The sequence below is a fragment of the Hymenobacter terrenus genome, assembly GCF_000972495.1.
GTDB lineage: Bacteria > Bacteroidota > Bacteroidia > Cytophagales > Hymenobacteraceae > Hymenobacter > Hymenobacter terrenus.
In genome coordinates, this window is the sequence record NZ_LATM01000023.1 from 26,217 (window position 1) to 41,168 (window position 14,952).

At 57.6% G+C, this 14,952-nt stretch carries 8 protein-coding genes; 1 reads left to right on the forward strand and 7 read right to left on the reverse strand.

What is annotated here, in order from left to right; translation table 11 throughout:
• From tssD to WX88_RS20550, 7 genes are all read right to left on the reverse strand, one after another.
• Complete coding sequence (tssD, locus tag WX88_RS28060) at nt 1–1,377, reverse strand: type VI secretion system tube protein TssD (RefSeq protein ID WP_052732912.1); 1,377 nt, start codon at nt 1,375–1,377, stop codon at nt 1–3.
• A 368-nt stretch (nt 1,378–1,745) separates the two neighbouring features.
• Nucleotides 1,746–2,561 (reverse strand): PKD domain-containing protein, encoded by an 816-nt coding sequence (locus tag WX88_RS28065; protein ID WP_052732913.1) that lies wholly within the window; start codon nt 2,559–2,561, stop codon nt 1,746–1,748.
• A 30-nt stretch (nt 2,562–2,591) separates the two neighbouring features.
• Nucleotides 2,592–4,109 (reverse strand): RagB/SusD family nutrient uptake outer membrane protein, encoded by a 1,518-nt coding sequence (locus WX88_RS20530; RefSeq protein WP_046246292.1) that lies wholly within the window; start codon nt 4,107–4,109, stop codon nt 2,592–2,594.
• A gap of 23 nt (nt 4,110–4,132) precedes the next feature.
• Nucleotides 4,133–7,315 (reverse strand): SusC/RagA family TonB-linked outer membrane protein, encoded by a 3,183-nt coding sequence (locus WX88_RS20535; protein ID WP_082116184.1) that lies wholly within the window; start codon nt 7,313–7,315, stop codon nt 4,133–4,135.
• A gap of 1,094 nt (nt 7,316–8,409) precedes the next feature.
• Nucleotides 8,410–10,335, reverse strand: coding sequence for a 7TM diverse intracellular signaling domain-containing protein (locus tag WX88_RS20540; RefSeq protein ID WP_046246293.1), 1,926 nt, complete (start codon nt 10,333–10,335; stop codon nt 8,410–8,412).
• A 242-nt stretch (nt 10,336–10,577) separates the two neighbouring features.
• Nucleotides 10,578–13,106, reverse strand: a complete 2,529-nt coding sequence (locus WX88_RS20545; RefSeq protein WP_046246294.1) for a DUF5686 and carboxypeptidase-like regulatory domain-containing protein — start codon at nt 13,104–13,106, stop codon at nt 10,578–10,580.
• A gap of 332 nt (nt 13,107–13,438) precedes the next feature.
• Nucleotides 13,439–13,840, reverse strand: coding sequence for a hypothetical protein (locus WX88_RS20550; protein ID WP_156176313.1), 402 nt, complete (start codon nt 13,838–13,840; stop codon nt 13,439–13,441).
• Nucleotides 13,841–14,056: 216 nt separating this feature from the next.
• On the opposite strand from WX88_RS20550, the gene WX88_RS20555 reads away from it, so the two are divergent.
• On the forward strand, nt 14,057–14,947 hold the full coding sequence (locus tag WX88_RS20555; protein ID WP_046246296.1) for a LysR family transcriptional regulator: 891 nt from the start codon (nt 14,057–14,059) through the stop codon (nt 14,945–14,947).
• Nucleotides 14,948–14,952 lie beyond the last annotated feature (5 nt).

Here is a 14,952-nt window from a genome sequence, read left to right on the forward strand (position 1 = left end):
CTACTTAACTGGGTAAACTATTCCAAGACATATTGGCCACTGAATTACGCGAGTCTGGCTAGCTTGCAAGCCACGCGTGGCAGTATTCTGTAAGTTGGTAATGGTTTTGTGATAGGGTTCATTTTTAATCAGCACCAAATTATCGAAGCTATTGTCTCCGCCATCGTCCAGCGGCAATTTATGGTGAACTTGGTAGTCAATAGGTTGAACCCCTTCTGCTATTTCAGCGATGTCATCATCATCGAAGCCAGCTTGTTTAAGTTGTGCTATGGAGTGAGGGTCGCTACCAATTTTCTTGAGAAAAGTCTTGCGGGCTGAGGAGTTAAACTTGTTGCGCAACAAAATCAAGTCGGCTTCAGACCGTTTGGTGTAAGCCAACGATATATAATGGAAACCGGGCAACGCGACCATGTTCCCCCGCAAAGGCCCGGCCACGTCCAAATCGCTCAGGCGGCTCACATGAACCCCCTTAACCTTGGCCAGCAGGGCAATCATTTCCGCTTCCTCGTCAGGGGTAAGCGTGCGCCGCGTGTGTTCGAGTTCTAATTCCGCAAGGCGCAACTGGTCGCGGTTCGGTAGAGGAATGGGGTGGTTCTTGCTAAACTGATTTTCCGGGGCATAGCCCGGCGCGTTCACGTCATTAGCCGGGGTGAGCAAAATCCCGGCCGTGAGCGAAGCCGCCCGCGCCACTGCCGCCGCACTCAGGCTCAAAATCTCGGTACTCAATACCCCAGCCGGCGTAATGACCTGCTTGACCAGCCCGCTGGCAAGCTGCTCGGCTTTGAGCAGGCTTTCGCGCACGACGACCCCGAGCCCGGCCCAGGGGAGTGGGTCGGGCGGTTTAGTCAGGGCGCGGAAGCTGGTGGCTGGATCGGTCCGCCAAGGAATGCGGCTGTAGGCCTGCACCCGCTGGCCCTGCACCTCCACCGTAGCGGCCGAGAAGTGTAGTGTCGTGACCAAGGCCGCCTGCTGGTGCTGGCCGCGCGCCTCCAGCCGACAGTCGAAGTACACCAGCGCCGCATCGTAGAAGGTGTAGCGCTTGGCCGTCTGCCCGGTGCCTTTGAAGAAGATAAGGTGGCCGCTCACCCGCCGAAAAGGGTCGAGCTTTAACTCGGGCCAGATAGGTAAGGCGGCGGCATGGCCGGTGAGCACCACTTCCAGCAAGCCATTGCGCACCGTTGAGCTGGGGCGGCCTTTATCATCAGTGGCCTGGTGGAAGGAGAAAGAAGCGCTAGCACAAGGTACCTGGCGGCCCAGGACCTGAAGCTCAGCATGAAGAATCGGCACGGCGGGTAGAGTTGAGTAGGCCCCGAAGATAGGGTCGGCTAGGCCGGAATTTCGGCTGCCGCGCATCAATACCGTGGGCGGGCCTCGCATGCTGCCTTGCCGGGTAGCAAGTCATGAAATAATTAATAACTCGCTACCGTATGGGTAGCGAGTTATTAATTATTTCATGACTTGCTACCGTATGGGTAACGAGCTATTTATTATTCCATGACTTGCTACCAAGTAGGTAGCAAGTCGACTTATTTTTCTTACGTTGATACCCACGGACACACCAGCCCTGTTTAGGCTACTGCCATGCCCCCGTTACCCCGGCTTCGGTGGCACCTACGTTGGCTTCTGGCACATTCAGAATCATGAAAAGCGGGTTCGAAGCTGGCCCCGGCCCACGGCCGACATAGTAAATGGCGCGGGAGCGGTTGTATGAGGAAGAGCAAAAGAGGCGTGAGCGAACCGGGCGGCTATTTCACCATGAGCTTCATGGTAAACACCACCGACGCCGTGGAACTGCCGGCGCGTAGCGTCATGTGCTGGTCGTCAATGTCAAGAATCCGGTAAATCAAATCCGGCGCGTCGGTGATGCCGATAAACGAGCCGGCAGTGGCCAGCGTAAGCTGCCCGACACCGGCTCCCGTGGCGGCCCCCAGCGTGAAGGGCGTGGAGGCGGTGCGTGGTGCGGCGCACGAAGCCCCCGCCACCAAGGTCTGGGCTTTGGCATCGTAGGAATACACGTTGGCGGTGGTGAAGGTGAACTCATCGTCGGCCTGGCACGGGGGCAGGCTACCGGCCGGCCCACCAGCGAAGTACTGAGTCGGATGGTCATCGTCGGGACCCACCACGATGGGGGCATCCACGGTATTATCTAGTTTCCAGGTGCGCGCCGAGCCTCCCGTGAGGTATTGCTTCACCAGGTTGAGGGTGGAAGGAATGACCACCGGCTTTTTTTCGGAGAAGCCCGTGCCCCCGCGGCCCGCCATAATCAGCTGTGTCTGGAAGGTGCCGCCCTTGCTGTACACGTGAGTCACGGTTTGTCCCTTACCCACCGAAGGCGCCCCGTTGGCCCCATCGCCGAACTCCCACTGATAGAGAAAGGCGTCGTTGGTAGGGGCCGCGGTAAACGTGACCTCCGTGGTGAGGCCCACGCTTCTGGCGCTGGTAGTGAAGGTGCCTTGGGGAACCGGTCCTTCCAGGCTGCCCGTATCGTTTTTATCGCAGGAGGCCAGCAGCACAGAGCCGCCAAGGAATGCCCAAACCGCGTTATTCCGAATGTCTTTCATGGAAAATCAGGCTAAAAATGAGGGAGTGGCTTAGTAGCCTGGGTTCTGAACCAGGGAAGGGTTGGCATCAAGCTCCGATTGCGGAATGGGCAGTACCAGGTTGGTGGCAGTGGGTACGCCCCGCGTAATGCCCACCCCGCGCAGGTAGGCGGCCTGAGCCGTCATCACCGGGATAAGCTTGTCGGTCCGCTTTAAATCAAACCACCGGTCAAATTCGAACGCCAGCTCGTAGAGGCGCTCCCGAAGCACGGCATCGGTGAAGTTGGGGGTGCTGGCCGTCAGGTCGTGGGCGGGGGAGGGCGCCGTCAGGCTGAGCCCAAAGGCGCGGCGCCGGACGGTATTGATGGCGTCCAAGCCTTCCGGCGTGGGGCCCACCGCCTCGGCCAGAATCAGGTACACTTCGGCCAGGCGCAGCACCGGCACGTTCAGCGGAGAGTCCCAGATGTTGGTATTCACCTTGCCCACAAACCACTTCTTGCAGTTGTAGCCAAACGGCGAGCCGGGCAGGTTGGCCGGCTGCGACCCTCCACCCGGGTAGGCATCGCCCGGCACCCACACGGTCACGGCCTTGCGCGTATCGCCGACCTCGTAGCCATTCACAAAGTCGGGCTCCGGAATGTTAAAGCCGTAGCCACCGCCCGCCGGCGTGAGGCCCGAGCCCCGGGGCGCGAAGAACTCGTTGCCCGCAAATCCCAGGCTGTTCCGGTCGTATTGGTTGCGCCCGTTAACATATTGCACCTCAAACAGCGACTCCTGCCCGTTTTCGTTGGCCACCTTAAAATTGTCGGCATAGTTGGGCCACAGGCTTTTCCCCGAGTTGTTGATAACCTCCCGGGCGCGCTGCGCCGCCTCAGTCTTTTTGCCTTCAGTGAGGTACACCTTCGCCAGCAGCCCCGTTGCTGCCCACTTGGTGGCCCGGCCGATGTCGTTGCCCGTGTACGTCGGCGGCAGGTTGCCAATGGCATCGGTCAAATCCTGCTCGATTTGCTTGTAAATCTCCGCGGCGGGCGTCCGGGGCCGTTTCACTTCCGCTACGTTGGCGGGCGGGGTCGTGAACAGGGGCACATCGCCGTACACGCGCACCAGGTCGAAGTAGAACTTGGCGCGCAAAAACTGTGCCTCGCCCAGGCAGCGCTTCTTAATAACCGGGTCGATGGCCGTAATGGCCGGCACCTTCTGCAGCACAATGTTGGCCCGCTGAATAGACAGGAAAGACCCCTGCCAGAGGCGCGTTGCCACCGTGTTGTTGGCCGGGATGTTGTAATTATCCAGCTGCGAGTACTCGATGCCGTCGCTCCCGCCCCCGCCGCCGCTCGTCGAAACGTCCGCCATGATGTCCATTCCCCATAAAGCAAGGTTGTACTGGCCCTCTTTCGTCAGCTCGCTATATACTGCCGTCACCGCCTGAATGGCGTCGCTCTCGGTTTTGTAAAAGTTGGCGTCCGTTATTTGGTCGGAGGGGGCTTCCTCCAGAAATTTCTCGCCGCAGCCAGCTACTAATCCCAACGACAGCAGGAAAGCGCCGCAAGTGTATTTTGAGATATTCATCGTTGTGTGGGAATTTAAAGAGGTTAGAACCCGATGTTCAGGCCGCCCATGAACACGCGCGACTGCGGGTAGATACCCAGGTCGATACCCGTGGCGCTCACCTCCGGGTCGTAGCCGCTGTATTTGGTGAGAGTGACCAGATTTTGAGCCGTGAAGTACACGCGCAGCTGCGTAGCTGTCAGCCGGGTGAGGATGCTCTGGGGCAGCGTGTAGCCAAACGTCAGGTTTTTGAGGCGGGCGTAGGAGCCATCCTCGATGTAGTAGGTCGATACCCGCAGGTTGCCGTTCGGGTCGCTGTCGATGGCGCGGGGCACACTGTTGCTCGTGCCCGGGCCCGTCCAGCGGTTCAGCACGCGGGTGGTGCCACTGTTGGCGCCGTACAGGGCGCTTTCCGTGATGTAGCGGTTCAGGTTGTACACATCGTTGCCCTGCGAGCCCTGAATAAAGAGGCTGAGGTCAAAGCCTTTATAGGTAAAGGTGTTGGTAACGCCGTACGTGAAATCCGGGTTGGGATTGCCGATGAACGTCCGGTCGGTGGCCGTGATGGTGCCATCGCCGTTGGTATCCCGGAACTTGATGTCGCCCGGGGCCGTCCCCGAGTTCTGATAGAAATCAGCCTTGGCCCGGCCGGTTTTCGCCCCGGCATTCAGGGCCGTCAGCTCCTCGGTGGTCTGAATCAACCCATCGGCCACGAAGCCGTAGAACGAGCCGAAGGCCTGGCCCGCGTCGTAGCGCACCACGTTGTAGCCACTCAGGTAGTTAGGCCCGTTGTAGGGCAGGCCGGCGCCCAGCGACTCCAGCCGGGTCTTGTAGGCTGATACGTTCAGCGTCGTCGACCAGTTCAGGTCGCCCCCGGTGCCGGTGAAGTTGTGCGAGGTCAGCGAAAAGTCCACACCCCGGTTGTAGGCCGATGCCGCGTTGGTATTCACGCTCTCGTACGTGCCCGATACGTAAGACACGGGCACGGGTGCAATCAGGTTGGGCGAGCTGCGGTTATAAACGTCGATGCTGGCCTCAATGCGATTTTCCAGGAAGCCCATGTCCAGACCAATGTTCGTTTGGTTGTTGTTCTCCCAGCGCAGATTAGCATTGGCCAGCCGGGTAGGCGCGCCGCCGGTGTTGATGGTCCCATCCGGCCCGAACGGATAAGTGATACCGAAATTGATACCGTACAGATAAGCAAATCGGCCGGCGTTCAAGGGGTTGCCCACTTTGCCGTAGCCCGCCCGCAGCTTCAGGTTGCTGATGGTGTTGTTGCCCTTCATGAAATCCTCTTCCGAGATGCGCCACCCCGCTGACACGCCGGGGAAAAAGCCGAACTTCTCGCCGGGCGGAAATACCGAGGAGCCATCGTAGCGCACGACGGCCGAAAACAGGTACTTGCCCGCAAACTCGTAGTTGAGCCGGCTGAAGTAGCTGGCCAGATGCTGCGGCGTGTTGACGGTGCCCGCGTTAGCCAGCTGCGCATTGATGGGGCCGGAATTGATGACCGGCAGGTCGTTGCGCAGGTAGCCCGTGCGGTAGGCTTCCACATTGCTGTAGTTGAATTCCTGCGCCGACTGCCCCAGCAGCAAGGTTACCTGGTGCTTGTTGGCGAAAAGATGGTCGTACGTGGCCGTGTTTTCAATCAGGTAGCTGGGCGCGTAGCTGGCCGTGGCTGTAGCCCCCGCGCCGGCCACCGTGTAGCGCGACGTGTAGCCCGACAACACCGGAGCCGCGGGCCGGAAGGTATTGTAGTTATCGAAAATGAGGTCGGCCCCCACGTTGGTTCGCAGGCGCAGGCCTTTTAGCGGCTCCAGCTCCGCAAACAAAGTGGTAAGCGCCCGATTGCGACTAAATTTCTGAGGCTTGTTCAGCAGCGCGCTGGCCAAGGGGTTCTCCTCAATAAAGTTGTCGGTAGCGCCGTTGGGCTCGTACCAGAAACCATCGGGCCGGTAGGGCTGCACGGTAGCCGGAATGCGCAGCATCTGCTGCACCGTGCCGTACTCGCCGTTGTTAGTCGTAATCTGCCGGTCTTCTATGTGCGTCAGCTGAATGCTGTTGCCCAGCTTCAGAATCTTATTCACCTGCACGTCGCCATTCGCCCGCAAGGTAAAGCGCTCGAATTGTGAACCGACAATGGTGCCATCCTGCTGGAAATACGTGCCCGATAATGCGTACCGCGCCTTTTCGTTGCCGCCGGTAGTCGAGAGCGAGTAGTTCTGAATCTGGGCCCGGCGGAATACTAAATCCTGCCAGTTGGTGCCTTCCCCCAGCGCGGCGGGGTCGCGAAGCTTATCTACCACAATGGGCAGGCCCGCCGCAATCCGGCTCTCGTTGTTGATGACCGCATACTCCTGCGCATTAAGCAGGTCGAGCTTGCGGACCACCGTTTGCACGCCGCGGTAGGCATCCACATTGATGGTGGTTTTGCCTGCTTTGCCGCGCTTAGTGGTAATCAGGACCACGCCATTGGCCGCCCTCACCCCGTAAATAGCCGTTGCGGAGGCATCCTTCAGGATGTCGATTGTCTCAATGTCGTTCGGGCTGATGGCGTTCAGCTGGTTTTCCTGCACGTTGCCGTTAGCGTCCCTGGACTCTGGCAGCGGAAACCCGTCGACTACGTACAGCGGGCTGTTGTTGCCTGCCGAAGTGATGCCGCGCACGCGCACCGACGTGCCCGCTGCGCCACCGGGAGCGCCACCGTTGGATATAATTGTAACACCAGAAACCTTGCCTTGTATCGACTGCGTCACGTCGGGCACGGGCTGGCGCACCAGCTCCTGCGCGCTAACCGACGAAATAGCCCCCGTGACGCTACCCCGCTGCTGGGTACCGTAGCCAACCACCACTACCTCATTGAGCTTTTGGGTGTCTTCCTTCAGGATAATGTTGAGGGCACTGGCATTGGCGGCCGTCACTTCCACTGTTTGGGTCGTGTAGCCAACAAAGCTGAACACCAGCGTGCTACTCTCCGGCGCATTTAGGCTGAAAGCCCCATCGGAGTTGGAAATACTACCGATGGTGGTACCACGCACCAGGACCGTTACGCCGGGCAGCCCGGCGCCGTCGGGCCCCGTTACCCGGCCCGAAATGGGCACATCTGCGGCGGCTTGCAGCAGGAGGGGAGTGGCCGTGGGAGCGGCGGCGGCCACTGCAGGTAGCCCGCAGGCTAGCAATACTGCAGTACGGCGCACCAACGCAATCATGTAAAAAGTTCGCTTCATGGTGGGAGTTTTTTAAGTGATAAGCGAATGGTGAAAACATTTGTAACCAATTATTTGGAATAAGCTGCCTGGATGCGGTGGTGTCGTCGCTATGCCCGGAGGCAGCGGCGCCCGCATAGCGAAACCGTGCCGACTGCGGCCCTATCCAGAGGGTGTACCATCCGTCTTCCACTTGGGCCTGTCCTTGGCTATCAGGATGGCTGAGGTCGCGTAGTGAGTGGATGTTGATGGTCAACACGTGGGCTTGGCCGCTGACAAAGGCTCGTTCTTTGAAGGGCGTCAGTAAGCGCATTGGCCAGGTAATGCGCTGCAGAGCCCCCGAGTACCACATCCACTGTGGCACCGGCAACGCATCCCCATTAATAAAAGAATCAATATGAAAATTCCGAGCTAGCGCTGGTGCCTTAGCTAAACTTAATCTAATATCCCTGCCTTCGTCAATTGCATTTATCGCCGATAGGTTGCGTCGCGTGACATGCCCGCTTTCCCCTTCCAAGGTTATGTGTGCTAGTAACTGCCGCACGCGCGGACTAAAGGAAAGGGCTCGTAAATCAGCCAGACCTTCTGGCGCTACCGAGACCCCTGCGGCAGCAGGTGTAATAGGCACTATACCCCGTCGGCGGACGGCTAAGAGTGGTGGCGCAAGAGTCATATTACGCCACACTCGGAAGCCTCTAAGAGTAGCTACGGCTGCTTGAGCTTTTGCTACTGAAAAGGAAAATTGGGCGAACCGAAACAAGAACATTGGGCGGAAGGTGTAGCCCAAATGTATAGGGGTGTGTTTTGCAAATACAAGCAAGAAAATGCCTCATCAGTGTTGTTTTGGGCATTTATGAAGTGAGTACACGCACTTGCTATACGTTTGCTACACACGCAAAAGGTCTTGATTAGCCCCGAAAAGAATAAGCGTGGTATTTAAGCGATACAGTCTTTCGCGCTAAAAAACAACTAAAAAAATTATGGCTTTGCGAAAGAAAAATGAAGGTAGGAATTCGCGAACAATAGCAATCATGACATAACCACTTAAATTCCCAATAATGCCAAATCTGTTAATGTGAGTATCAGCAATCGATACCGGAGTATTGAGTGAATTATTATCCTGGTTTTTCTTGCTCATTTTCTATTAGTTCAACCTCATTTGTAGTATCTAACAGCACGTGGGTCCACGCTTCGCCTTCTTCGTAATCGGGCGCCTGAAGGCGGCGCTGAAGTGCGGCCAGCACTTTCTGAGCAAAAGCCCAACTGGTAGCCTGACGCAGTTCGAGCACCCGCGCTAATTCAGAGGATGAGTAATTGCCTTTATGGGCGTGCAGAAGAAATACAGCGTACATGGCTTTGACAATCGAGAATTTGCACTTTTGCAACAAAGTGCCTGCCGTAGCCGATTCTACGTAGCGGCAGCGGGTGCAGCGGCGAGCGTAGGGTTCGCGCGCTTCGCAGCTTTTTTCGTGGCCACACTTGCGGCAGCGGTAGGTGCTCTGGCCCCATTTCAGGTCGGCTAGATAGCGTAGGCAGGCGTCCTTGTCTGGGTAGATTTGGCTGAACTCACCAAAGTCTACTTCGCGGGCTTCAATACGGGCCGCTTTTTCGGCGTGCAGGTCGCGGCTGAGGTCACTATTGAGCTTCTCGATAGCTGCCGACTGCAGAGCCAGCAAGCTGTTAGCTTCTAACAGCTCACGATTACGAGCCGCTACGGTATCATTTTGGCGGCGCAACTCGGCAGTGCGCTGGGCTACCAGGGCTTCCAGCTCGGTGTTGAGTTGGTCTTTCAGCTCCTGGTTTTCGCGCATCTGCTCTACCAAGCGGTGCTGAGCCTCCTGCTTTTTGTGGAGTTGCTTCAACAGGCGGCTCTGGGTCAGCAGGGTCATATCCATCAGCCCTTTGAGCTTTTCACCCAAGGCATAGCTCAGGATGACTACTTCTAGCACAAAAGCCACGTTCAGGCTGTACACCGTGTAGGCATTGCTGTAAAAGTTGATGCCCAACTTGCGCATAATGAGAAACAGGAGGCTGGTGGCTACCAGCGCCTGGGCCAATAGCAGGTAGCGGGCCGGCCGGAGTCCGGTTTTATACGCTTTGAAACCGATGTAATAGAGTAAGCCATAAGGTAATAGAAATAGCCAGAAGCTAAAGCCTGAGTGCACCAATGCGGCATCGAGTGCCAGTAAAGTCGTGCTCGCGCCTATCACCCAGCGCCCTATGCGGTGTAAGGCGGGGAGGCGGGAGGCAGTATCCAAAAAGCTGCTCGCGTAGTTAGCAAACGTCAGCATCAACAGCACTGGCGCTGCCGCTCCAATAAAGTGGTTGAGGCCTGGCCCACGAGACCACAGGTACTGGAAGCCTAACCCATCCTCTGTCAGGAAAAGTAATGTGCCGCTCAGCACGTATAGTACGTAATGGAGGTAGGTCTTTTCTTTTAGAAAGAAGTATAGAATCAGGTTGTATAGCACCATGATAATCAGGATGCCATAGAAAATGCCGAGTAGCCAGTATTGCAACGACAGCTCAGGGATGAGCCCGGCACCGCTGTGCAGCATGGCCCGGAAGCTGGTGCGGGTATCGGAGCGCAGCCGGAGGTAGTAGGTAGTGGTCTGGCCGGGGCGGGGGGGCAGGTCGAACAGAAAGTTCTTGTAGGGATGGGGCCGGGTGGCAAAGGACAGCGCAGCGCCCGTCGCTACGCTGTCGTAAGTGGCGGTGGTGCCCAGTTGAGGACGGAAGAATACCGCCCGGCCAATGTGTGAGTCGTAAAGCTCCAGATACCAAGCGGTGGTTTCGATGGGAGGGTGGCGCACGGTGATGCGTAACCAATAGGCACTGTGCGGATGCTCGATGTTGGGAGGGTGTCCCGAATCGCGCATCTTGATGAAGCGCCGGGCCCAGGCCGGAGACTGGACATCGGCGATGCTGAGCCGACCGCTTGGGTCTTCGAGTACGCTGTAGTAGTTCTCTTCGAGATAGAGTCCGGGCCGGGCCAAGCTCACAGCCAGCGTGTCTTCGGGCGCGGCGTGGGCTCCTTGCATGCTCAGTAAGCTAAGCAGTGGAAGGACGTAAAAGCGAATGCACAGTAGGCGAACCCAACCGCGCATCCAACAAGCTAAATGTGCAGGAGTAGTAGACATAGCAACTCTAACTTACGAAAAAGGCTGCTGCCAGTGAAGCAATAAGCCGCCGCAGTCGTTGGGAAAGCCCTGATAGAAAAACGAAAAAGCCCCGCCATGTTCATGGTGGGGCTTTGGTCATTACCGAGATTTAGCCTGGCAAATCAGAGTCGAAATTGAGCTCCCACTCTGATACCGAACTTGGTGACCCCAGGAGTGTCGCGGTAAGTGAGCCGGTGGATGAAGTCGACCCGTACAAACTTGAAAATATTCTCAATGCCGTAGCCAACTTCGATATAAGGAGTAGTGCCGGGACCCGGCAAGTCCTTCTCTGCGATGTTCTGCCGACGGTTCCGATCTGATAGCTTGCCATAGAGGAGGTTGCCCGTGGCCACGAGCCGCCAGTTGAGGGCTCGAACTCCAGGAATAGAATTTACGAGGAAGCCTTCGAAATGGTGGTCGAGGCGTAGAGTGAACGAACGGTCAGTGATGAACTCGAAGTAGTTCATCAGGTTGAACGCGTTGGCGTTGTAAAAGGGCGTCTGGTTCCCGAGTGGTGATTTCAGGACGAGGTAGGGCAGTGCCGTGGGAATGTAATTGCCTTCGGTGCGGTAGTTGAGGCGGCCCATATGGCTCAGCGATACGCTGTGGGCTACCGATAGATTAAACTTGTGATACAGAAAGTTACCGTCTAGCCAGTCGATGGTACCCAGGGTGTAGCGGAAGCCGAACACGGGCAACCGCTTCAGGCCAATGGCGCGACGGCGGTTCTCGCTTTGCACCAGGTTTTCATCGGGAGCGTAGCGCGATTCGGCAACCAGTTCGGTGAGGTGGAGAATGCTGGAAGTGCTTTCGCCGGCGGGTGGCGCATCGGGGCCCTTATGGCGTTTGAATTCGAATAGTGGGTTGATGTTCTGGTAGCGCAGGGTCATGGTTTGGGTGAAGCCATGGAACAGGTCGCGCTGCAGGCTCAGGGCTGTCAGGTCGCGCATCACGGGCCGGCCCTGTTGGAAGCGGCCCCAGCGCGAAGCGGCAATGAACAAGTTGTTGTCGGGCAGGAAGTCGTTGTCAAGCAAGGCCACTTGCTCTACGTCGTGGCGAAATTCGCCCGTGAATACTGTCCAATGGCGGCGCTCGGCGATGTAGCTGGTCTTGATACCGTACTTGAACCGGTCGTCCTGGGTGCCGTAGGCCGCGTACGCCTGCGTCACCCAATTACGGCTGATTTGGGGCGTGGTCCGGAAGCCGATGCGGAAGCGACTACCTTCAAAGTCATTACGGGAATACGAATTCAAAATCGGCCCCAACTCAAACTTGCCCACGCGCTTATAGCCGTTCACAAACAACTCAATCCAATCCAGCGTGCTGCGCACCGAAGGCAGGTCGCGGGCCGAGTCCAGCACGGCAAAAACCTGGCGCTCCGAAAGGCTCAAGGTATCGGGCCGGTGCTGGTCGAAATAGCTACTGGAGCCGTCATGAGGCCGCCCGCTCACCAAGCCACTGCCGACGCCATTCTCTGCCGGCTCCACGAGGGCCGATACGATGGGCTGGTCGTAGAAGCCGGGCTCGTTGTGCAGCTGATTGCGCACGAAATTGGAGTTCACCGTGGTGAAGCGCACGCGCATGGCGGCCTGTTTGTCGTAGGGGCGCACGGCCATTACAAGCCTGGTGCGGGTAGGGAGGCCCGGCCCTTCGTTGGGGGAGGTCAGGTCCTGAAATACCCGCAAGTCACTCACGAAATTGATGTTGGCTTTGGGGCTTGCTACTACGTCGATGCGGCGCAGCGCGTAGCCTTCAGCCGTAATCCAGATGGTGCCTTTGAAGGCTAGGTCGTGCTCGCGCTTGGGCGAGACGGCAATTTTGTAGCACCAATCCTTGTCAATAAAAACCGAGTCCTGAAGGTCGTATTCGTAGGTCAGGCGGCCACCTTCGGCAATGGGCGAGATGAAGTCCTTGCCCAGTACGTTCTGCCAGTTGGGATAAAAGTCGAAGTTTTGAAAGTTCGAGCCCAGCATTTGCGAAAGCACCGAGCCTTCGCGTGGGCCCGCACCGCGCATCTGCTTGTGCAGCAAATCTTCGCGCCGCCGCAAGGGCGTGTATTTCTGATAAACCCGGGAGCCTATTTCGGAAGCGAAGATGGGCAGTGGGGCGTCTGGGTCGGCAGCAGCGGCGGCCCCGCGGCGTACGGCTAACGCCCGCATATCCTTGACGACCTTGCGCTTGGCCATTGAGGGCGGTAGCTCCGTCAGGCTGGTTTCGATGCGGTTGTAGGAGTCAAATTCAGCGGCTTGCAGGGCGTTGCGCTCGTTCTGAGGCTTGTGTTTCTGCACTTCGCGCAAGATGCGGAAAGCTGGGTTTTCGCCGGGCCGCACTACTACTTCGGCCAATGCCACACCGCCGGGCTTGAGCCGAAAGAGAATGGTTTGCTCAGCCTCGCTGCCAAGCTTGCGCCGCATGGTGGCAAAGCTGAGTGCGGAAGCCGCGATAGAGTCAGGAGAGCCGGTGAGGGCGAGCTTAAATTTACCATTCAGGTCGGCGGTGACCCCGATGCTGGTCTTCGGTACGAAGATGGAGGCGAAAGGCACCGGCTCACCGGTAGCCGCTTCCACTACTTGGCCACTGATTACCATCCGCTGAGCCACGGCTGGCCCTGCAAGCAGGCAGAGCAGGAGTAGCGAAGCAAAAAATCTCATACAAAGTACTTAGAAGCCAAACTGTGAGCACTTACAGCAGTTGCGCAATTTACGCAAAGCACCAGTTGGCCCCAAGTAGTTCCGATATTAAAATAGGAAGTTTTTGGGTGAAGGGTTACCTCTGCCTGACGAACGACCGTCGAAGCCAACTGACACGTAAGTCGGCATAAGGAGTCGGCAGGCAACTAGAAGGTTGTATTGACCAAGGCGGCGGGGCGCGGGGCAAGCTTGGCCGCTTGCTTTCACTCACCTGAAGCTAGCGGAGGGCTCTGGCTCCGGATTTGGGCTTGCAGACTCATACCGGAGTGCCCCGGCCCCGCCGCATGGGCAGCTTAGCGATGCTCTCGCGAGTCGCTACGGATGCCCACTACTTGCCACTGCCCATATTGCAGACGCAGCTGCATGTAATGGGTTATGCGTGAGCTTTTGAAGCGAGTTTCAACTTGTGCCGAGGCCCTGTCAGTTTCCACCAGCACGTTCCGAATCAGGGGCGTTTGGGTGGGTGCTGAAGTTTGCGAATAGAGGTAGCTTGTGAGGGCATCAATTACCTCAATCCGCTGAATCTGCGCCTCATTAGCGCTAATCGACGGGGAGGTGTTGCCGGGCCGATAAAGGCAGGTTGGCGGCGTGTAAAGGTCGACGCGACCGGAGCGGTCCAGCCGTTGGGCCAGTGCCGGGCGGCTTATCAGGAAAAATACAAGAATCAGGCTGAATGCAAAATGAAGAGTGCGCATGACAAACGCTGGGAAAAAAGGGGTGAAATACCCCGCCGCTTGGGGCCCGGAGCCCGGGTCGCCTGAAGGCCGAATAGCGGAAGGCGCTGCAAAGGCGCTGGGCCGTTTCACGCCGAAAAAGCGACTTTTTCTCACCGTTATCATGAGGAAATTTCACCATTCGGCCGGGCCGGTTCTTGCAGCCACCGCCGTAGTTTTGAGGTAATTATTCGCCTTATGGAAATCCGTCACCTGCGTCTGGTGCGGGCCATTGTGGAGGAGGGCAGCATGGCCCGCGCCATTGATAAGCTGCACCTTACTCCCAGCGCCCTCAGCCACCAGCTCAAAGAAGCCGAGTTGCAACTTGGCGCGCCCATTTTTTACCGCATCAATAAGAAGATGGTGCTCACGCCGGTGGGCGAAAAGGTGCTCGACGCGGCCCACACTATCCTGGCAGAGTGGAGCCGCGCAGAGGCCGAAATCAAGGAACTGATTGGTGGGGAAAAGGGCGTCATTAGCCTCAGCACCGAGTGCTACACCAGCTACCACTGGCTGCCGGGCGTCATGAAGCGTTTTGCCCGGGACTTCCCCTACGTGCAAATCTGTATCGACTTCGAAGCCACCACCAACCCTATCCCGCGGTTGCTCAGCGGCTGCGTGGATGTGGTAGTAACCAATACGTTGGTAGTTGACCCTAATATTGAGTTCATCGACTTGTTCAGCGACGAGCTGTTGGTCCTCGTGCCAGTCGAGCACGCCTGGGCCAGCCGTCCCTACGTCGTAGCCGAGGATTTTGCCGACGAGACGCTCATCATCTATTCGCGGCCCCTGAGCAGCGTGGTGGTGTATGAGCAGTTGTTTGGCCCGGCGGGCGTCGAGCCCGGGGCAGTCAGCATCGTGCCGCTCACCGAGGCTTCGGTGGAATTGGTGAAGGCTGGCTTAGGGGTGAAGGTGATGCCCAGCTGGGCCGCCAAGCACTACCTGCATTCGGGCCAGATAAAGGCCGTGCGGGTAGGAGCTGAGGGGCTGTTTCTGCAATACTACGCCGCTCGCCTCCGGAACAAGGACTACCCCTTGTACTTCGAGTGCTTTCTCAATACGTTGCGGCAGGAAATATTGGTGCACTGATTCTT

Excerpts from the sequence above, each read along its gene's own strand:
- WX88_RS20555 (WP_046246296.1), top strand. The coding sequence starts at position 14,057 with ATGGAAATCCGTCACCTGCGTCTGGTGCGGGCCATTGTGGAGGAGGGC.
- WX88_RS20535 (WP_082116184.1), bottom strand. The coding sequence starts at position 7,315 with ATGAAGCGAACTTTTTACATGATTGCGTTGGTGCGCCGTACTGCAGTA.
- WX88_RS20540 (WP_046246293.1), bottom strand. The coding sequence starts at position 10,335 with ATGCAAGGAGCCCACGCCGCGCCCGAAGACACGCTGGCTGTGAGCTTG.
- WX88_RS28065 (WP_052732913.1), bottom strand. The coding sequence starts at position 2,561 with ATGAAAGACATTCGGAATAACGCGGTTTGGGCATTCCTTGGCGGCTCT.
- tssD (WP_052732912.1), bottom strand. The coding sequence starts at position 1,377 with ATGCGAGGCCCGCCCACGGTATTGATGCGCGGCAGCCGAAATTCCGGC.
- WX88_RS20550 (WP_156176313.1), bottom strand. The coding sequence starts at position 13,840 with ATGCGCACTCTTCATTTTGCATTCAGCCTGATTCTTGTATTTTTCCTG.
- WX88_RS20545 (WP_046246294.1), bottom strand. The coding sequence starts at position 13,106 with ATGAGATTTTTTGCTTCGCTACTCCTGCTCTGCCTGCTTGCAGGGCCA.
- WX88_RS20530 (WP_046246292.1), bottom strand. The coding sequence starts at position 4,109 with ATGAATATCTCAAAATACACTTGCGGCGCTTTCCTGCTGTCGTTGGGA.